This is a genomic window from Bradyrhizobium genosp. L, assembly GCF_015624485.1.
Classification (GTDB): domain Bacteria; phylum Pseudomonadota; class Alphaproteobacteria; order Rhizobiales; family Xanthobacteraceae; genus Bradyrhizobium.
The window spans coordinates 4,456,428-4,475,786 of the sequence record NZ_CP061378.1 but is presented as its reverse complement, the minus strand read 5'-3'; the positions used below and the strand labels follow the sequence as shown (position 1 = coordinate 4,475,786).

Annotated in this window: 16 protein-coding genes; 8 read left to right on the top strand and 8 right to left on the bottom strand. The window is 62.6% G+C overall.

Features of this window, described 5'->3' with window-relative positions; translation table 11 throughout:
• Positions 1-13: 13 nt before the first annotated feature.
• Positions 14-1,093, bottom strand: coding sequence for a zinc-binding dehydrogenase (locus IC762_RS21180; RefSeq protein WP_195784179.1), 1,080 nt, complete (start codon positions 1,091-1,093; stop codon positions 14-16).
• A gap of 109 nt (positions 1,094-1,202) precedes the next feature.
• Between IC762_RS21180 and IC762_RS21175 the strand changes: the two genes are divergently transcribed.
• From IC762_RS21175 to IC762_RS21160, 4 genes are all read left to right on the top strand, one after another.
• Positions 1,203-1,979, top strand: coding sequence for a helix-turn-helix transcriptional regulator (locus IC762_RS21175; protein WP_195790223.1), 777 nt, complete (start codon positions 1,203-1,205; stop codon positions 1,977-1,979).
• Positions 1,980-2,296: 317 nt separating this feature from the next.
• Positions 2,297-3,247 carry an alpha/beta hydrolase family protein gene (locus IC762_RS21170; protein WP_246801129.1) on the top strand — a complete coding sequence of 317 codons (951 nt, stop codon included), beginning with the start codon at positions 2,297-2,299 and terminating at the stop codon, positions 3,245-3,247.
• A 91-nt stretch (positions 3,248-3,338) separates the two neighbouring features.
• On the top strand, positions 3,339-4,082 hold the full coding sequence (locus tag IC762_RS21165) for a VWA domain-containing protein (protein ID WP_195784178.1): 744 nt from the start codon (positions 3,339-3,341) through the stop codon (positions 4,080-4,082).
• Positions 4,083-4,125: 43 nt separating this feature from the next.
• Positions 4,126-4,851, top strand: a complete 726-nt coding sequence (locus tag IC762_RS21160; protein ID WP_195784177.1) for a DnaJ domain-containing protein — start codon at positions 4,126-4,128, stop codon at positions 4,849-4,851.
• Between the two features lie 260 nt (positions 4,852-5,111).
• Here IC762_RS21160 and IC762_RS21155 read toward each other — a convergent pair whose 3' ends face one another.
• On the bottom strand, positions 5,112-6,875 hold the full coding sequence (locus IC762_RS21155; RefSeq protein ID WP_195784176.1) for a serine hydrolase: 1,764 nt from the start codon (positions 6,873-6,875) through the stop codon (positions 5,112-5,114).
• A 421-nt stretch (positions 6,876-7,296) separates the two neighbouring features.
• Between IC762_RS21155 and IC762_RS21150 the strand changes: the two genes are divergently transcribed.
• A complete protein-coding gene (locus IC762_RS21150) occupies positions 7,297-7,641 on the top strand; it encodes a phasin family protein (RefSeq protein WP_195784175.1) in 345 nt (114 codons plus the stop codon).
• A 90-nt stretch (positions 7,642-7,731) separates the two neighbouring features.
• Here IC762_RS21150 and IC762_RS21145 read toward each other — a convergent pair whose 3' ends face one another.
• Entirely contained in the window at positions 7,732-9,159 is a 1,428-nt protein-coding gene (locus IC762_RS21145; RefSeq protein WP_195784174.1) for a TadE/TadG family type IV pilus assembly protein, read from the bottom strand.
• A 479-nt stretch (positions 9,160-9,638) separates the two neighbouring features.
• On the opposite strand from IC762_RS21145, the gene clpS reads away from it, so the two are divergent.
• Both clpS and clpA read left to right on the top strand, forming a co-directional pair.
• Positions 9,639-9,971, top strand: a complete 333-nt coding sequence (clpS, locus tag IC762_RS21140) for an ATP-dependent Clp protease adapter ClpS (protein WP_195790221.1) — start codon at positions 9,639-9,641, stop codon at positions 9,969-9,971.
• Between the two features lie 282 nt (positions 9,972-10,253).
• Complete coding sequence (gene clpA, locus IC762_RS21135) at positions 10,254-12,656, top strand: ATP-dependent Clp protease ATP-binding subunit ClpA (RefSeq protein ID WP_195784173.1); 2,403 nt, start codon at positions 10,254-10,256, stop codon at positions 12,654-12,656.
• 180 nt (positions 12,657-12,836) lie between these two features.
• On the opposite strand, the gene IC762_RS21130 is transcribed toward clpA, so the two are convergent.
• The 3 genes from IC762_RS21130 to IC762_RS21120 are packed head-to-tail and all read right to left on the bottom strand — an operon-like array spanning position 12,837 to position 15,768.
• Positions 12,837-14,042, bottom strand: a complete 1,206-nt coding sequence (locus IC762_RS21130) for a peptidoglycan-binding domain-containing protein (protein ID WP_195784172.1) — start codon at positions 14,040-14,042, stop codon at positions 12,837-12,839.
• A gap of 31 nt (positions 14,043-14,073) precedes the next feature.
• Entirely contained in the window at positions 14,074-15,027 is a 954-nt protein-coding gene (locus IC762_RS21125; protein ID WP_195784171.1) for a hypothetical protein, read from the bottom strand.
• A gap of 24 nt (positions 15,028-15,051) precedes the next feature.
• Positions 15,052-15,768 carry a hypothetical protein gene (locus tag IC762_RS21120; protein WP_195784170.1) on the bottom strand — a complete coding sequence of 239 codons (717 nt, stop codon included), beginning with the start codon at positions 15,766-15,768 and terminating at the stop codon, positions 15,052-15,054.
• Positions 15,769-15,881: 113 nt separating this feature from the next.
• Here IC762_RS21120 and IC762_RS21115 point away from each other — a divergent pair, with 113 nt between their 5' ends.
• Complete coding sequence (locus IC762_RS21115; protein ID WP_195784169.1) at positions 15,882-16,937, top strand: serine protease; 1,056 nt, start codon at positions 15,882-15,884, stop codon at positions 16,935-16,937.
• Between the two features lie 432 nt (positions 16,938-17,369).
• On the opposite strand, the gene IC762_RS21110 is transcribed toward IC762_RS21115, so the two are convergent.
• Positions 17,370-18,791: an MFS transporter gene (locus IC762_RS21110; RefSeq protein ID WP_195784168.1), complete on the bottom strand. Its 1,422-nt coding sequence runs from the start codon at positions 18,789-18,791 to the stop codon at positions 17,370-17,372.
• Positions 18,792-18,915: 124 nt separating this feature from the next.
• Positions 18,916-19,269, bottom strand: a complete 354-nt coding sequence (locus IC762_RS21105) for a PilZ domain-containing protein (RefSeq protein WP_195784167.1) — start codon at positions 19,267-19,269, stop codon at positions 18,916-18,918.
• Positions 19,270-19,359 lie beyond the last annotated feature (90 nt).

Genomic DNA, 19,359 nt, shown 5'->3' with positions numbered 1-19,359 from the left:
AGGGAGCCGACGTCTATGGCGTCAGCACCGTCATCTTGAACGGTCCGCTATTGGCGGCGGCGTGGGTGACGGCCTCGTTGGCGTGGTCGAGGTCGAACGTCGCCAGCTCGAACTGATCGAGTGGCAACAGGCCGGCGCGGGCGAGGTTGACGAGGCCGAAGGTCGCCTCCGGCGGATACATCCAGACGCCGTGAATGCTGACGCATTCGCGCATGATCCAGGGATAGGGCAGGTCGAGCCCCGGTCCGCCCAGCATGCCGACGCCGCCCATCAGCACGACACGACCGTAGGGGCGCACCGTCATGATGGCGGCGCGCACCGTCGTGGTCGAGACCTCCGGCGGCATCAGGTCGATGACGCAGTCGATCGGGCCGGGCGCAGTGCGCCGCATGCGCTCACGATCGTCGGCTTCGTTGCCGCTGAGCCGCACGGTGCGCACGCGCGGCCCAAAGCGGCGGACCAGATCCGCCAGCACCTTCTCGTTACGGCCGGGCGCGATCACGCAAGCGGCGCCCATCGCGAGCGCGACGGCAACCGCGGCGCTGCCGAAATTGCCGGTCGCGCCGGAGACCAGCACGGTCTCGCCCGGCTGCAGCCGCGCCGCCAGGAAGCCGCCATAGGGCACGAGGCAGGTGCCGAGCGCGCACCATCGCGGCGCATCGGCCGCGTCGATGCTGCCGATCCGCTTGACGTTCTCGGTCGGCAGCAGCGTCTGCTCGGCAAACGAGCCGTGGCGGAAATATCGCTGCAGCTTGAGGCCGCCTTCGCCGCGCGCGCTCCAGCCCTGCAGCGTGATGTCGGGCGAGATGCTGTCGTCGCGCGCGCGAAAGGTCGGATCGCAATAGACCCAATCGCCGACCGCGAGATGCGTCGCGTCGGGCCCGATTGCGCGCACCCGCCCGACACCGCCGGGGCCGGGAACGGCGGGCAGCTCGAGCAGATAGTTGCGCGCGCCGCTGAAGACCTCGTTGGCATAGGACAGCACGCGCGTTGCGACCACGTCGACGATGACCTCGCCGGTGCCGATGACCGGCGCGGCGATCTCCTCGATGGCCAGCGCCGAACCAAATGATTTCAAGACTGCTGCTTTCATCCGAACCGATCCTTGAGGTTTAGGTCCGGGCATGATCGCAGGCTGGTAGCCGCCAACAAGACCTGGTATTATCCTAGGATTATTGGACCCCCTCAGGAGTCTCTTGGTGATGGCCACGTCCCGGCAGAGCGAGCTTGGTGACTTCCTGCGCTCGCGGCGGCAGAAGCTGACGCCGAAGCTCGTCGGCGTTCCCGTGGGACGGCGGCGCCGCACGCCCGGCCTGCGCCGCGAGGAGGTCGCCGAGCTCGCCGGCATCGGGGTCGACTGGTACATCCGGCTCGAGCAGGGCCGCTCGGTCAGCCCGTCAACCACCACGATCGACGCGCTGGCGCGGGCGCTGCGGCTCGGCAAGGCCGAGCACGCGCATCTGCGGGCGCTCGCGAAGGACAGCGACCGCAAGCCGTTCGTGCCCGAGACCGTGCCGCCTGCGATCCGCCGTGCGGTCGAGAGCCTCAACCAGCCGGCTTACGTCACGGGGCGGCGCTGGGACGTGCTGGCCTGGAATGCCGCCGCCGAGGAGATCTTCGCCTTCGGCCGGCTGCCGGAGGGCGAGCGCAACACGCTGGTTCACGTGCTCACCAATCCCGCGACTCGCCGGCTGTTTGGCGCCGGCTGGGCCAAGGAGGCGCGCCGGATGGTGGCGCAATTCCGCCGTACCCACGACCTCTGGGCCGGCGATCCCGCCTTCCTCGACCTGTTGGCGCGGCTCCGCGCCGGCTGCCCGGAATTCGAGGAATGGTGGGGGACCCATGACATCGGGACCAGCGTTGCCGGCCGAAAGGTGCTGAGCCACCCCAAGCGCGGTCGGCTCAGCTTCGAGCACGCCAGCTTCCAGGCCAACGACGATCCGGGGTTGAAGCTGATTATTTACACCGAAATCACCTGAGTTCCGTGGTTTTCCGGGGCTTTCGGCCACATCGCGGCCAAAAAGCCGGAACAAAGCTGCCGCGATCCGGTTTTCCCTAAACTCCTACGCAAGGCTCGAACGGAACCTTTGGAGCGCACGTCTTAGGGTGGAGATGGTACGAGCCGTCGCGGGTCGCCTGTGCAAGTGCACAAAGGATAGGTGCACCGCACAACGTTAGGGCGTCGAAACCCCAACATTTGGACTTCCTGTCACGGCACTGTGACATATATCTTAGAAAGGAGGCCGCAGAGCCTCCGGTAAAAATAGCCCCAAGAGGCGGGCGCCTTGAGGACGTCATGAAGCGTGGAATTGCCGTTCTGCTTTCGCTGTCCGTGGTGGTCACAGCGGCCTACTTCACCGCGAGTAAGTGGGCGATCCGTCATGAAACCATCATGTTCAAGGATCCGACCCGCGACGAGCGGCCGGTCGCGGTCGACGTCGCCGTGCGCTTCGACAAGGAAATGCAGGCCAACGCCGGCATGATCACGCTGCCGGTGGCGATCCTCAATCACGGTAATACCGTGAAATTCACCGAATATTCCTTCCTCGCGAACGTGTTCGCCGCGCGCGGCTATCTGGCAATCAGCATCCAGAACGATCTGCCGCAGGACGGCCCGATGGTGACTAAGGTCGGCGAGCTCTATGTCGGCCGGCTGCCGCAGTATCAGCGCGGCATCACCAACATCAAATTCGCCGTCGAGCAGATGAAGAAGGTCCAGCCCAACGCGGACTACAGCAAGCTGACCATGGTCGGCCATTCCAATGGCGGCGACATCGCGATGTATTTCGCCAAGCAGTATCCGGACGAGATCAAGAAGGTGGTGACGCTCGACAATCTGCGCGTGCCGTTCATGACCGACGGCAAGTTCAAGATTCTGTCGTTCCGTTCGCATGACTCGCAGTTCAAGCCCGATCCCGGCGTCGTGCCGGATGCCGACGAGTGCGAGAAGGCCGGCATCACCGTCGTGAACACCAATTTCCAGCACAACGACATGCGCGACACCGGCCCGGATCAGGCCAAGACCTCGATCGAGGCCATGCTCGACAAATTCCTCGCCGACACCGACAGCGACGTCGCGCCGGTCGACACGCGGAATGCGCCGCCGAAGATCCTGGAGCCGGGCCCGGTGTCGCTCTACGTGCCGGTCGAGAAGGCCGACAAGCCGCAGACGCTGGTCGAGAAGGTCAAGAAGGCGGTGCTGCCGCTGAAGAAGACCGAGAAGGATCCGTCCGAGGCCACCAACTGACCTCGGTCGCCGCCGCGTTGCACGCGGCGCCCTGCATTGACCAATCCGATCTGCCGGCCCACATAGATCTCGCTTGAGAAGGCGCGAAGCGATGGTCGGCGAGCCAACCAAACCCAAATCCGGATCCGAGGTGCGCAAACCCGGCGCCCTGCCGGAGGCTCGGACCTCGACTGCCGACGACATCGCGGCCTTTGTCGCACAGGCCCACGCGATGTCGCCGCATCGCGCCGGCGCGCGCGGCCGGCTGGTGTTCGCGCTCGACGCCACCATGAGCCGGCAACCGACCTGGGATCTGGCCTGCACGCTGCAGGCGGACATGTTCCGCGAGGCGGCGGCGCTCGGCAGCCTCGACATCCGCCTGGTCTATTATCGCGGCTTCGACGAGTGCCGCGCGAGCGGCTGGATTTCCGACAGCGGCCAGCTCGCGAAACTGATGAGCAAGATCGATTGCCGCGGCGGCAACACGCAGATCGGCAAGGTGCTGGCCGAGACGCGCCGCGAGGCGGTCGCGGCCGGCGTGCGTGCGCTGGTCTTCGTCGGCGACGCCATGGAGGAGCATGTCGACGAGCTGTGCGCGAAGGCCGGAGAGCTGGGCCTGCTCAAGGTGCCCGTCTTCATGTTCCAGGAGGGCGAGGACGCCGCGGCCGAGCAGGCGTTTCGCGAGATCGCGCGGCTGACCGGCGGCGCCTGGTGCAGGTTCGATCCCGGCGCAGCCGGCCAGCTCAGGGAATTGCTGCGCGCTGCGGCAGCCTATGCCGCCGGCGGCCGCGATGCGCTGCTGCAGCTCGCCAAATCGACCAGCGGCGCGGCCAAGCTGATCGGCCAGATGAAATAGACGCCGGTATCCACTTCGTGCGAAAACGCTCTATATTCCGCCGATGCCAACCCTGATTGCCGGCGTCATCGCCGTTGTCGTCCTTTACTCCGCGCTGCAGATGTTTCGTGCGGCCAATCCGGCCGTGCTGGCGCGCGCGATCAAGATCGTGGGCGGGGTGCTGGCGCTGGCGGTCGCAGCCTTCACCGGCATCAGGGGCGAGCTCGCGGTCGCGATTCCGCTCGGCATCTTCGGCGCCGGACTGCTCGGCTGGTCGCCGTTCGGGACGACGGGCCTGCCGAATTTCGGCGGCCTGTTCGGTGGCGGCGCGCAGCGAACGGCGGGACAGAGCTCGCGGGTGCGCTCGCACTATCTCGATATGAGCCTCGACCACAGCAGCGGCGTGCTCAAGGGCCGGATCGTCGACGGACCGCAGGCCGGCCACATGCTCGACGAGTTCGATCTGGCGCAGCTGCTCGCGATGGTGCCGAGCTTCGACGCCGAGAGCGTCGCCTTACTTGAAAGCTATCTGGACCGCCGGTTTCCCGCCTGGCGTCAGGACGCGCAGGGCAACCGGGCAGGGGGGCAGCGCCGGGCGACGGCGACCGGAAAAATGACTGAGGAGGAGGCCTATCAGATCCTTGGCCTGCAGCCGGGGGCGTCGCGTGAGGACGTCACCCGAGCCCACCGCACCCTGATGAAGAAACTCCATCCCGACCAGGGGGGGTCGACGTATCTCGCGGCCCGTGTCAACGAGGCCAAGGATACTCTGTTTCGCACGCATCTCTAACTCCGGCAACGCTACCTACGCCACTCAGCCGAGAGCTTGCGTCCGTCTCTGATCGATGCCCCTGCAGACCGTGATGCAAATCCCGCATCGCGATCTCGCTGTTGTAGTCGTGCCGTTGGTCAGCGCGCCTTTCGTGAAAACTTAACCGTAAAATCTTGACGAGAGGTTTTCGCCGGACGCGATGTGTTCGACTTTCGATGTAAAACAAAAGGGCCGGCGCTTGAGGCGCCGGCCCTTTTGAACTCGATTGTTGCCGTGGATCAGTTACGGACGGTGATGCAGGAGATGTCGGCGCGCTTCAGCGTCCGGCAGACCTGCTCGGCCTGATCGCGCTCGAGGCCGGCGAAGCGGGCGCGATACAGCGTGCGCTTGTCCCTGGAAACGACCGTCTCGGTGAACGGATCGGCCTTGCTGAGCAGGCCGCGGGCCGAGCTGCGCGCGAGATCGATGCGCTGCTTGGCTTCGCCTTCGGATTCCAGCGCGCCGACCTGGATGATCCAGCCGGTGTGGGCGACTGCCGCCATCGACCTGGTCGCGCCCTGGCTGCGGGCCGGTTCGATCGAGGCGACGGCCTGCGCCGCCGCCGGGGTTTGCATCGCCGAGGCCGGCAGCACGCCGAGGACGCCGTTGCCAGTGCCGAAATTCGCCGGCTGCGGCGGCATCTCGGGCCGCGAGGTCTCGGCAGCGCGCGCCATCATCGCATTGGAGGTTTCAGCCACTTCGCCGCGCGGCGGGATCGCGTTGGTGACCGGGGGTGCCGACTGTGCCGGACCTGCGGCGGCAAGCTTGATCTGGCCGGCGCGGACCTGCACCGTCTTCACCTTCACCGGCTTCATCGGCTCGGCCGAGCCCGGGATCGCGGCAATCGCCTGGGTCTGGATCACACCCGAGGTCAGCGGCGCCGGCTCGGGCTTGGCTTGCGGCTCTACCTTGGCCGGTGGCGCCGGAAGCGCGGCGGCGACAGCTGCCATCAGCGAGGGCTTGGCCGGGCGCGCGATCGGCATCGGAGCCGGTGGCGGCTCGACGGCGGCCATGGCCTGGCTGCCGCGCGGCGCATCGTCATCGTCGGCGACCTCGACATTCGCTTCCGCTGGGTTGCGCTCGGTGATCGCGGCGGCGGTGCGGGTGGTCGCGGCCTTCTCGAGGTTCTCGGCCAGCAGATTGCGCATGATCGCGTCGCGCGAGCCGCCGCTGCGGCCGCCCAGCACCACGCCGATCAGGAAGCGGTTGCCGCGGTGCATCGAGGTCACGAGGTTGAAGCCGGAGGAACGGGTGTAGCCGGTCTTGATGCCGTCCACGCCCTCGACGCTGCCGAGCAGGTGATTGTGACCGGTGATGGTGTGGCCGCGGAAATTGAATGCGGTGGTCGAGAAGTAGCGATAATAGCGCGGGAAGCGATCCTGCAGCGCGCGGCCGAGGATCGACTGATCGCGCGCCGTCGTCACCTGCTCGTCGTTCGGCAGACCGTTGGCGTTGCGATAGACCGTCCGGCTCATGCCGAGCGCGTGGGCCTTGCGGGTCATCATCCGCGCGAAGTCGTCTTCGCTGCCGCCGATCGCTTCGGCGATCACCACGGCAGCGTCATTGGCAGACCGGGTGATGAGGCCCTTGATGGCGTCTTCGACCCTGATGGTCTGGCCGGCACGCAAATTGAGCTTGGTCGGGTCCTGATCGGCGGCGTGCTCGGAGACCGGCATCTCGGTGTCGAGCCTGATCTTGCCGGCATCGAGACGCTCGAACAGCAAATAGAGCGTCATCATCTTGGTCAGCGAGGCCGGGTGGCGCAGGCCGTCGGGGCTGGTGGCGGTCAGCACCGCGCCGGAATTGCCGTCGACGATGATCGACGCGAATTTCGGGCTGTCGCTTTCGCGCGACTCCTCGCTGTGATGATGGCGCACATAGTGACGGTGCCGGTAACGGCGCGCCTCGGCGCTGTCACTGATCAGGATCGCCGTCGAGAGGGTGACGAGTCCGAGAACGCCAACTCGCAACGCCCGCGAGGAAGCCAAGGTTGTACGAAGCATCTACTTCCCCGTCCCAATTTCTATCTAGATCACTGGCCCGTGAGGCGAAATTGTGCCCGACGGACCTCGATCCTTGCCTGCGCAACAAACCGATTTCGGCTTGCGCCGACGGCCGTTATGGCCGTGCAGGTCGCTCTTCTAGCTAAGGTGTTGTTCACAAACAGCTTTCAGGCTGCCTGTCGGAAGGCGAACAAAAGTCCGGGAATCAGGTTAGGCGGCCCGAGTTTCCAAAAGATTAAGCAACCGTTGCGTAGTCCCCCGGGGTTTATGGCAAAGGCCCCGGATTCGGGCCAGAGAATTGTGCGATGCACAATATTTGTTGACTCTATTGTGCGATGCGGTATTCTTATCGCGTCAGGGGGCCGGGAGCTTCCCGGCAATGGGAATGCGTTTTTTCAAGTCTGGGAAAAGGAACTCCTCCATGATCAAAGTTGAAGACATTCAGAACTACGGCAAGGACCATCTGGAATCGGTCCAGGCCTCCGCCAGCAACCTGCAGAGCGGTGTGCAGGCGATCGCGGCCGCCTACGGCGACTACGCCAAGAAGTCGTTCGAGGACACCAAGTCGTATGTCGAGAAGCTGTCGGGCGTGAAGTCGCTGGACAAGGCGCTCGAGGTGCAGAACGAGTACCTGCGCGCCGCCTACGAGACCTTCGTTGCCGAGACGCAGAAGATCGCCGGCCTCTACGGCGACTGCGCCAAGCAGACCTTCAAGCCCTACGAGGGCCTGGTCGCGAAGTTCGCGCCGGCGACCACCTCGCACTGATCGCCGCTACGCACTCTGCAAGAATCAAAAGCCCGGCCGATTGGCCGGGCTTTTTTCGTGCGCGCGACTTGGCGCCTTACGCGTAGCGCCTTACTTGGAGACGCGCAGCTTGGTGAGCTGGGTGCCGATGGTGTTGAACACCGACACGACCTGGTTGGCCGAGGTGACCAGGAAGAACTTGTCCTTGGTGCTCGCGCAGTATTGCAGCACGCTCGAGGTGGGATCGCCGGGCGAGCCGGTGTTCACCTGGATGGTGTAGATCGTGTAGGCCGGGCTGCCGGTCTTGGGATCGATCACGGCCTTGATGTTGTCGCACAGGATCTTCTGGCGGGCGTCGATCTGGCCGCCATACTGGGTGTTGCCGTTGCCGTAGGCCGGCCAGCGGTCCTCGGTGTTGAGACCGTCGGACAGCAGGATGATTGCCCTGGTGTAGGTATAGTTGGTGTCTTCGGCCGGCGCGTTCAGCGGCGCGGTCGATTGCAGCGACTGCCACGCCCAGGCGAGCCCGATCGGCTGGTTGGTGCCGCCGGTCGGCTGCATCGCGTTGATCATGGTCTTGATGCCGGTCCAGTCGTAGCTCAGCGGCATGACCTGCTGCAGCGGAGGATTGTTGCCCGGCTTGCAGTACAGTTCGTTATTCTCGTTGTACTCCTCGGCAGGGAACAGCGTCGCGACATTGGTGATGACGGGCGCGGTGCTCTGGGTGTCGTAGGGCTGGGTGCGGTCGGTCACGCAGCCGGTCCAGGTGTTGTGGTTGTTGTGCGTCCAGGTGTTGCCGGCCGCCGTGCAGGATGACTGGCTGGTGTAGTACCAGCTGCCGCTGCTGCATGATCCGTTCGCCGCATTCCAATCGGTCCAGTCGATCCACGTTGCCTGGTAATTGCTGGAGCCGACGTTGACGTCCTTGGCGAAGGGCGTGACCGAGATGTAGACGTCGCCGGGATTCTTGGCGAGCCCGCTGAGCTGATCGACCAGGTTCGAGGCTGCGGTTCGAAGCGCCGCGATCTTGCCGTTGTCGGCCATCGATCCGGTGTTGTCGAGCGCCATCGCGACCCGCATCCGGTTGATGCCCCAGGTCGAGGTCGAGCTGGTGTTGAAATTGACGCTCGGATAGCCCGCAATCTTCAGGAAGTCGGTGGTCACGGTGCCGGAGCCGTTGACCAGGATGGTCGCGGCGTTGGAGCCGCTGGCCGCGGTGTAGGTGGCGGTGACCGAAACCGATTTGGCATCGGGGTTGGTGTAGAGCGCGGCGAAGTAGGCCTGCGCCTTGGTGTTGATGTCGGCGGTGGTGATGGTGCCCATGGTGAGGTCCTTGGCAACCATCAGCGCGGTCGAATCCAGCGCTGCCTGCATCGACGAGCGGGCGCTGTTGGCGCGGGAATAGTCGATCGCGACGCCCATGAAGCTGATCAGCGGGACGGCCGCGACGGCGAAGATCACCGCGATATTGCCGTCCTTCGCCGCGGAAAACCGGCGGGCAGTGCGGCGCAGGCGATTGAAAATGGCTGAACCAAGCATGGCGCTCTCGTCGAAATGGGGTGGTACGCCATATCGACGCGAGCCGCTAAACAGAGGGTGAATCCGGCTGCCGAAACCCGGGCAGGGGCCCTGCACGGGATGAAAAGCGAGGCAAAAGCCGAGGTTATCCTCAATGTCGGCTAAACCGGATGGCCTGCTCCTTTGTCAAATCAGCCAGAAATGATTAACCTTGCACCGATTGCCGCCTCGGGATTCTCGCGGCCCGGGCGCCGGATGCGCAGCGGGCGTCTGCGCTTGCGGCGGCCGGCCGATGGCCCCATATTCGGTTGGCCGACCCAGCCGCTGGGTCGGGGGACCGGAGCGGCAATCTGGAAAGCATTGCTGCAAGTTCCGCGATGGAGCTGAGGCTGATTCGCGGAATCATTGCTCTCCGGTGTTCCACGGGAATTCGAACGTTTGAGCCCATGTTGCGATCCAGACCCATAGCCGTTCCGTCGTCAGCGGCATCTGCTCCAAAGCTGAGCAACGACGACAACCGTAGCGGAGGGCCGGGAGGCCCGTCGACTTCGGTCATCACCAAGGTCAAGCCGAAGACCAAACGTCCGAACCTGTATCGCGTGCTGATCCTCAACGACGACTACACGCCGATGGAGTTCGTCGTTCACGTGCTGGAGCGGTTCTTCCAGAAGGATGCCGAGGCCGCGACCAAGATCATGCTGCATGTCCACCATCACGGCATCGGTGAGTGCGGCGTGTTCACCTACGAGATCGCCGAGACCAAGGTGACGCAGGTGATGGATTTCGCGCGCAAGCATCAGCATCCGCTGCAATGCGTGATGGAAAAGAAATAGTTCGCCGAAACGATTGATCCGCCGCTGGCCGAGCGGAACGGGTCTTGCATCGATATTTGTGACGGAGCGCGCGTTTGTGACCGACGTGCGTAACGTTCCCGGGATCATCGCGGGAGACGGTCGCATGGCACCGCGGCGGCCGGAATTTAGAGGAAAAACAACTGCGGCGGGACCGGTCTTTCGCCACGATCCGGCGTAACTATATCAAAGGGGATCACGAAGGTTGTTATTGCCTGACCCGGTAATGGCGATCATGATGACCGGGGGCCCGAGAGGACGCGAATGCCAACTTTTTCCCAAAGCCTTGAACAATCCCTGCATCGTGCATTGGCGATCGCGAACGAGCGTCACCATCAATACGCGACGCTCGAACACCTCTTGCTGTCGCTGATCGATGACTCGGATGCGGCGGCGGTGATGCGGGCCTGCAGCGTCGACCTCGACAAGCTCAGGACCAGCCTCGTCAACTATCTCGAGACCGAATTCGAAAACCTGGTGACCGACGGCGCCGACGATGCCAAGCCGACCGCAGGGTTCCAGCGCGTGATCCAGCGCGCGGTGATCCATGTGCAGTCGTCCGGCCGCGAGGAAGTCACCGGCGCCAATGTGCTGATCGCGATCTTCGCCGAGCGCGAGAGCCACGCCGCGTATTTCCTGCAGGAGCAGGACATGACGCGCTACGACGCCGTCAACTACATCAGCCATGGCATCGCCAAGCGGCCCGGCGTCTCCGAGGCGCGGCCGGTGCGCGGTGTCGACGAGGAGACCGAGACCAAGGGCAACGAGGACGCCAAGAAGAAGGGCGAGGCGCTCGAGACCTATTGCGTCAACCTCAACAAGAAGGCGCGTGACGGCAAGATCGATCCGGTGATCGGCCGCAATGCCGAGATCAACCGCGCGATCCAGGTGCTGTGCCGTCGCCAGAAGAACAATCCGCTGTTCGTCGGCGAAGCCGGCGTCGGCAAGACCGCGATCGCCGAAGGCCTCGCCAAGCGCATCGTCGACAGCGACGTGCCGGAGGTGCTGTCGGCTGCGACCGTGTTCTCGCTCGACATGGGCACGCTGCTCGCGGGCACGCGCTACCGTGGTGATTTCGAGGAGCGGCTGAAGCAGGTCCTGAAGGAGCTGGAGGCGCATCCGAACGCCATCCTGTTCATCGACGAGATCCACACCGTGATCGGTGCTGGCGCCACCTCGGGCGGCGCGATGGACGCCTCGAACCTGCTGAAGCCGGCGCTGGCGTCGGGCACCATCCGCTGCATGGGTTCGACGACCTACAAGGAGTATCGCCAGCACTTCGAGAAGGACCGCGCGCTGGTGCGGCGGTTCCAGAAGATCGACGTCAATGAGCCGACGGTGGAGGACGCGATCGCGATCCTCAAGGGCCTCAAGCCGTACTTCGAGGATTACCATCGCCTGAAATACACCAACGAGGCGATCGAGGCCGCGGTGCAGCTCTCCTCGCGTTACATCCACGACCGCAAGCTGCCCGACAAGGCGATCGACGTGATCGACGAGTCCGGCGCGGCGCAGATGCTGGTCGCCGAGAACAAGCGCAAGAAGACGATCGGCATCAAGGAGATCGAGACCACGATCGCGACCATGGCGCGGATCCCGCCCAAGAGCGTGTCGAAGGACGATGCCGAGGTGCTCAAGCATCTTGAGCAGACCCTGAAGCGCTCGGTGTTCGGCCAGGACAAGGCGATCGAATCGCTGTCGGCCTCGATCAAGCTGGCGCGGGCCGGTCTGCGCGAGCCGGAGAAGCCGATCGGCTGCTACCTGTTCTCGGGTCCGACCGGCGTCGGCAAGACCGAGGTGGCCAAGCAGCTCGCGGCCTCGCTCGGCGTCGAGCTGCTGCGCTTCGACATGTCCGAATACATGGAGCGGCACACGGTGTCGCGCCTGATCGGCGCGCCTCCCGGCTATGTCGGCTTTGATCAGGGCGGCCTGCTCACCGATGGCGTGGACCAGCATCCGCATTGCGTGGTGCTGCTCGACGAGATCGAGAAGGCGCATCCGGATCTCTACAACGTGCTGCTGCAGATCATGGATCACGGCCGGCTCACCGACCACAACGGCAAGCAGGTCAACTTCCGCAACGTGATCCTGATCATGACCACCAATGCCGGCGCCGCCGATCTGGCGCGGCAGGCGTTCGGCTTCACCCGCTCGAAGCGGGAAGGCGACGACCACGAGGCGATCAACCGGCAGTTCGCGCCGGAATTCCGCAACCGCCTTGATGCGATCGTCTCGTTCGCGCACCTCAATGCCGATGTGATCGGCATGGTGGTCGAGAAGTTCGTGCTTCAGCTCGAGGCGCAGCTCGCCGACCGCGACGTCACGATCGAACTGTCCGAGCCCGCCAAGGCCTGGCTGATCGAGCACGGCTATGACGAGCAGATGGGCGCGCGTCCGATGGCGCGCATCATCCAGGAGCACATCAAGAAGCCGCTGGCCGACGAGGTGCTGTTCGGCCAGCTCAAGGGCGGCGGCCACGTCCGCGTCGTTCTCGTCAAGGACGAGGAGACGGCCAAGGACAAGATCGGCTTCGAGTTCGTCGAAGGTCCGGTCACGCCGAAGCCCGAGAAGCTGCCGGCCCGCAAGCGCAAGCCGCCGAAGTCCGGTGGCGGCGGAGGCGGCGGCACCAAGGCGCCGCCGTCGCGCGGGCCGCTGGTCAAGGCCTGAGGCTACGAACGATCAAACGAAGAGGCCGGCTCGACAGCCGGCCTTTTTGTTTGCCGTGGGAGCTGGCGATCAGAGGACGCGCGCTCCAAACCGCTGTCGTTGTCGTGGGTTCGCTCTTCCAATTGGGAGCGATCCAGCGCGTCGCCCTTTCGCGTGTGATCGATTATACTACCTCGGCAGTTAGGTGAGTTGGAATCCCATTAGTTGAGCGTCAGCTGACGTAACAATGCCTGTCGCCGCCGATTGCTTTGCTCGCTGCCACTTTAGGAAGGCTCCCATCGTGGTTCGGTCAAATTTCCCCGGGGCAGCTCGATGGTAACCTACATTCGCGGCAGCAAGGGCACTTTGCAGTTTCGTAACAGCAGCACCTGAGGACCCGAAGCGTATTGTCGGCGGAAGCTCGATTCCGGCCTTTGACGCAAGCTGAGCATCCTTCCCGGTCAACAGAACGTATTGGAACTCTCTCCCGTCTTCGGGCGTGGCTCCTCTGGAATTCAGGACTTGCGGAGGATCCTTCAGACCGGCGGCCTGTCTGAATTCTTCCCATGCACTGACGGTTTGGCAGCCAGCAGAAGAGAAAAAGGGAGGTCGCTTCCGAGCGGCGCTGAAGAAGGTCCAATGGATATCGTCGAACGGGAGCTGCCCTTCCAAATCATCCCAGAGGTCGTCCTTATCACTCGCCTCATAAGTTAGATTTTTCTTGCTTCGGATTACCCAGAGCGGGTCTTGCTGACGAAATGCTCCAGGCATACGAAGCCCCTTATGTGCTCCAATTCGATAGCCGTGAAGGCCGGAAGGCATCATGTTGCATGCAAGCTTTCCTTCGTTGTACTTCAACATGAGGTCTACATTTGGAACCGTTGAGCCGCGAAATATTATTAAGCGACCACCTTCAAAGTCCCAGACCACAAATACACACTTTTGGGCAGTATGGTCGGGGCGCAAGGGAGTCAGATGACCTTCCTTCAGCCAATCCGAGAAATCGGAGCCATCTGCCAACGCACAGCCTCGGAGCCCGACGATCATTCTCGGCAGAGAAGCATTTCGTTCAAAGCCACACCGTTGAATCAGACATTCGAGCCCAGAGTGATTCAAGACAAATGGCTCATCAGCGTATGACGCTGTGTGCTGGTAATCATAAGATATGTTATCGGTTGGCCAGTTGGGGGACGGCCGCTGTCCTTCAGGTGATTGAAACCAAAAATTGCCGAGAGTTTCTCTTCCAACTTTTTTCTCTGGATCTGTGCCTTCATCGAGAAGGATTTCGGCGACCTGCTCGTCAGAAAGCTCGTCTTGTTGTGCTGCAACGTCACGACGCCACGAAGACAATAGGACCGAACCAGCGCCCGTGAGAACATTCCGCCGTGAGAACACGCCCTCAAACATCGATCCACCTGAAAATTTGATAAGACTAAGTTTACACGGGCTCGTATGTCAGTTTCACTTCGTCGGTGCGTTCACTTAGTGCCTTGATGAGAAGCCCCAGGCCCGCTTGTTTCGATACCCAGGTGGAACTGTAATTGCCGTCCGAAGAGTAGCCGCCTGCTTGATAATACTGCGAATAACTCCAGAGGTACGGGGAAGGGATGCCCCTATCGCGGCAACCCATCCCGTTGTATCGTTCGAAGCCCCACAAAGTTTGTTCGACCGTCCAGCTCGTCACCACTGGCAGGTCGGGCAGCGCATCGAGAGCGCTGATCTTCCACGCCGCGACAGGATCCCAAGGAGACGGCGGCCAAGGTCGCTGTTTTGGTCTACCCCGCGGAACATCAGTGGTCAGACGATCCAATCGATCACCGTTATGCAGATGTCCGAGGAAATTCGAGCTCGCCTCTCTGAAATGTATCGCTGCTATCAGATACCACGGTACTTTTCTTACGTTCTTACGGTCATCGGCGACGTCCGCATACCTTCGTTTCGCGCGTGGAGACAAAATGAACGAACAAGCGCCGTCTATCTCCGATTTGTGCTCGGGTCGAAGCGCGCAATTCTTGAACTTATCTCGATAATCTCCTTTGAGAATTTGGAAGTCGTATGCTCGCCTTCCCTCCGAGAGGGCCTTCACCTCCCTGGAGGCCCGATTGAGGGCACTCAGCAAACTCCCCGCTTGCCGAACGAGCGAGCGTATCTCGGGTGTCGACGTTCCGGCCTCTAATCCATTGAGCACCACTGTTGCTAGATCAGTCGTCCTATGGTTACCAGCCGCACGGGCAGATCTGGGCTCCAGCAATTGGAGCCGTTCAGCTAATTGCATTATGGAAAGGAAGCGGTCTTCAAATGACATCCGCGCCGAAGCAGGGCGCCAGAACGTCGGAGAAAAAGCTGCGGCTGCGCAGGAGCTGGAAATGAATTGTCGGCGACTGACGGGCATGTTGCCTCCCAATGTAAGGCAGCCTCAGTTGTCTGCGGGCTTAACTGAGTAGCTAATAGATGGCGGACCACCCGACGACGGATTTCCTGCGCGGAAAGACCGAAATGACCTACCTTTTGCTGGCGCATTTGGCGCCCCCCCGCCAGCAGGATTGGTCGTATTTTGCGACGGAAGGGCTACTTGTTCATCCAAAGTCGCCTTTAAAGCCGCCAGTGAGCAGAGCATGGCGAGCTTCTGCACATAAGTGTAGGCGAGGCAATAATTTGCAGGAGGACTTTGCCTAGCCTTCGCCATGTAATCTTCCATGGCGCTTACCGTATGGCTGCGCACCTTGTACAGGTAGTTGTTGAATGCGTAGAGAGAAGAATATTGGTCTATAACGGTCTTCGTTAGCACCACGCCGGCGGTTGTTATTGCCAATGCTTTTGCTGCGGCTGCCGCCGAGACGGTCGGATTAATGATTGCGGTAGCCGCTAAGAGTCCGGCATCGAGCCCCCGATCGGTTGCCACAACATTTTGCTGGATACGCGTGGCCTCAACAAAGAAGTTTTCACACAAAGCCTGAACCTTCGTGAACCCGATTTCCATAGCCGTTTGCGGCGACGCGTACGAGCCTGGTGCTCGGTCGCACTGATCGATAACAGCAGTAACCACTACTTGGTATTCGATGTCAGGCGGAACGCCCATGAGGGCAGTACAGCCACCCAACGCGATACCCAATCCGCAAAAGAGTAATCTCATGCGACTATCCCTGCCCGACTTTGACAGTCACGTTAGTAGTCGGTAACATTCCCGTCAAGATTGAAACAGGCTTTCGTAGATTTTGGTATTGCGCACAAAATTAGGGGGCAGAAATGTCACTTCCATTTCGCAACATCCTGCCGGCCTTGGCGGTGGCCTTTACAGCACAAATAGCATCCGCTGATCCATTCTCACAGGTGATCAGACAGTTCACGCCGCGCGTGCCGACGGTTTCACCGAACGACGTGAAGAAGATGATCGAGCAGTCTGGATCGTCGACCAAGATCACCGTTCAGGACGGGCCGAGGGTTGGTAACGGTCCGACCCAACCAACCCCGCCAGCCGATCCCAACAAGCTAACGCCGACTGATGTCAGGCAGGGGACCCCGCTTGAACACGCTCAACAAAGAACTATTGACGAGTTCGACCCTCGTATCGCGGGTGGCGTACCGGCGAACATTGGAGATTTCCCTTGGCAGGTAATCTTGATCGCTGGCGGAACGCCCGACTACATTCGATCGCCATTTTGCGGGGGCAGCCTTGTTGGCTATCAGTGGGTGGTGACAGCCGCGCATTGTATGGCGGGTATCGCTGACCCGAAGCTGGTCGACATTGTTTCCGGATCGACGTTTCCTCGCTATCAGGGGGAGGGCGATCGCGTCGGCGTAACCCAGATCACTGTTCACCCAGCGTTTAACGCAGACACTTACGAAAATGATATCGCAGTGCTTAAGCTCACGAGAGCCGTGAAGCTCGGCGAAAGCATCAAGCTGCCGCTGCCGACCCTCGACATTCCCCCGAATTCAAATGCGACAGTTTCTGGATGGGGGGCTGTAGTCGCATACGGGGCTATGACAGACCGCCTACTGAAAGCTGACGTCCCCGTGGTTGATAATGATACTTGCAATCGAGACGCCTACAACGGAGACGTAAAGATAGGTATGCTTTGTGCAGGTTACAGGGAAGGAGGCGTTGATGCTTGCCAAGGCGATAGCGGTGGACCGCTGATGGCAAAAGTCTCCGGCGTACCCACCTTGATAGGAGTAGTAAGCTGGGGTCGAGGTTGTGCGCTGCGCCTCAAGTACGGCGTCTATACGCGGGTGACGTCTTATGCTGGTTGGCTCAAGAGCGCGACGGGCATTGGCCCGGTGGCAAATGTTGGAAAGTAGGCTGAGCTCGCGCGCGGTTTCGAACCTAGACAATCTACCTTCCTCTTGGCGGAACCCCGGCAGGCCGTTCTGGGCATCCCCCGAACGAGAGTAAGCGAGTGATGCATACGCCTCGTTCCCAAGTGGAAACAAGGAAGACGCGCTGGGAATCATCGCAGCGAAAACGCTGTAAATCTTATCGACCGTGCCAGCAATCAAGGGCTGGATCATGATCAACAGCAGTGACATCAACAATCCCGGGCTTGGTTTCACCAAGCATTATGCAGCGATCGTAGAACTAGACGGGGTCAATGCTTTGCTTCGCCCGCCGAGAAGGTTAGACGATCGACTCCAACTCGGGCGGCGGGACGACGCCGGAATAGCGCAGCTACCGGTTTGACGTGACGCGCCAACCGTGGTGAAGCTGTCCAGGATGCCCCGGGAGCGCGCGCTTCACTCGCCCTTGAGCCGCTGGCTCTCATGGACCCGCACCTGCTCGGCGCCCCGGCTACCGGTCGATGATAGCCTGAGCATGCTGAGCGCGGCGCCGATCGCGGCGAAGCCGACGCCGACCATCAGCGAGATCCTGGTGCCGTCGGCCGGAGAGCGCGCCAGCAGCAGCGCCACCAGCGCTGCGCCCAGCGTCTGGCCGAGCAGGCGCGCGGTCCCCAGCATGCCGCTGGCGCCGCCCGAGCGCTCGCGCGGGGCGGCGGCGATCATGGTGCGGTTGTTGGGCGTCTGGAACAGGCCGAAGCCGGCGCCGGCGAGCGCCATCCGCCAGATCACGTCGAACGGCGTGGCGCTGGCCGGCATCAGCGCCAGCGCGGCCAAGCCCGCCGCAAAGATCGCAAGCCCGATGCCGCCCAGCAAGCCGGCCGGATAGCGCTCGGCCAATCTGCCGGCCAGCGGCGCCGCGAAAGCGACCGCGATCGGCCACGGCGTGATCAGGAGGCCGATCTGTACCGCCGAATATCCGAAATGGTTTTCGAGATAGAACGGCATCGCCACGAAGGCCAGCATCTGGCCGCAGAACGAGGCGATCGACGTGCCGATCGACAGCGCGAAGATCGGAATCCGCAACAGGTCGACCGGAAGCAGCGGCGAGGGAAGGTGGGTCTGCCGCCGCACCAGCAGGTGCGATGCCGCCGCCGCGATCGCGAATTCGAGCGCGCACAGATACAGCGCTTCGCCGTGACCGGCGCTGTCGATCGCGCTGATGCCGAATCCGAACGCAACAGCGCTCAAGCCCGCGCTCTGCCAGTCGAAGGCATGAACGGCCGGCTTGGTATGGGGCAGATAGTGCCAGCCGAGCGCGAGCGTCGCCACGCCGAGCGGGATGTTGATGGCGAACAGATACGGCCATGAGCCGACCGCCAGGATGACCGAGGCGACGGTGGGGCCGACCGCGGCCGAGATCGCGACCACCAGCGCATTGACGCCGATGCCGCGGCCGAGCTGGTCGTTCGGATAGATGAAGCGCACCAGTGCGGTGTTGACGCTCAGGATGCCGGCCGCGCCAAATCCCTGCATCACGCGGGCGATCGTCAGCAGCGGCAGCGTGTGCGACAGCGCGCACAACAGCGAGGCCAGCGTGAACAGCAACAGCCCTGCCAGGTAGACGCGGCGATAGCCGATGATTTCGCCGAGCGAGGCCAGCGGCAACAGCGAGATCGTGATCGCCAGCTGATAGCCGTTGACGATCCAGATCGAGAAGGCCGGGCTTGCGTTAAGGTCCTTCGCGATGGTCGGCAGCGCGACGTTGGCGATCGAGCCGTCGATGACGGCCATCAGGAGGCCGAGCGCGATGGTGAGAATGGCCCAATTGCGTTGCGGCTGCGGCAGGCCGTCGGCATGCTCGGTCGTTGCGGACGACATGAAGTGAGGTGGCTCTCCGTTCCAGCGTGGGCTGCTCCACCGCATGATGGATTAGCCCGCCCTTGGCAACCCCCGAAACGGAGCAGCAGGCCGTTAAATTGGGCGGCCGTGAGGGCGCGCAGGTTCAGCCTTCGCCGAGCAATTCCTTGATCCGGCGCTGCAGCTGGCGCTTCTTGATCTCGCTGCGGCGCAGCCGCTCGTCGAGATCGCTGACCGGGGTATCCGAGGTCATGATGCGGAAGGCGAGCCCGACCTTGTTGGCCTGGCGCCAGATCAGCCGCGCGAGGTACGAACGGCCTCGGCGCGCGACGGTGAGCTTCATCTCATTGGGCACGGGCGCGGAGGCGTCGAACTCCACGCAGGCGCCGCTGTCGCTGATGTTGCGGACGACGCAATCCATCGTCGAGCCGCGCTCGTTGACCTCGGCAACGCCGCCAAAGAGCACCTTGTCACGTACGCCCTGGCGCCGGTCCTGCATCGCAAATCCTCCCTATGAAACGGCAGGACTGTACCGTCCCTTCGCGCGATGAGAAGGCCGCCGGGGGCTCCGTTTGCAGTTAACGTAAAT